The organism is Catenulispora pinisilvae (assembly GCF_015356865.1).
Lineage (GTDB): Bacteria > Actinomycetota > Actinomycetes > Streptomycetales > Catenulisporaceae > Catenulispora > Catenulispora pinisilvae.
Genome location: NZ_JAAFZA010000628.1, coordinates 1 through 383, shown reverse-complemented (window position 1 = coordinate 383; position 383 = coordinate 1). Strand labels below are relative to the sequence as shown.

At 71.5% G+C, this 383-nt stretch carries 1 protein-coding gene; it reads left to right on the top strand.

From position 1 onward, the window contains the following. Positions 1–151: 151 nt before the first annotated feature. The coding region (locus IZR01_RS49655; RefSeq protein ID WP_194927938.1) for a hypothetical protein at positions 152–383 on the top strand (232 nt) is incomplete at its 3' end.

Here is a 383-nt window from a genome sequence, read left to right as displayed (position 1 = left end):
CCCCACGCAGCCCCAACCCGGCCCGCAAAACCGCAGAGCCCCTTTGCAGAACTGTTTGCAAAGAGTCTCTGCAATCCCCTACGGTAGTACGCATCCGGCGGCGCCACACGGCGTCGCGCATCGGAATCACCTTCGTGACCAGGGGAATCACATGGGAACCAGAGCCAAGCGCCGCGCCGCCACCGCCGCCTTCACCGCCTTCGCGACCGCCGTCACCGGCCTCACCCTCGCGACCGAGGCGTCCGCCGCCGCGCCTCCGTCCGCCGCTGCACCTTCGTCAGCGGCCCCCGCCTTCGCCACGCCTTCACTAGCCGCCCTCGCCCCCGCCGCCGCAACGCCTTCGTCGGCCACCCGCGCCTTCACCGCGCCACGCGCCACCAACC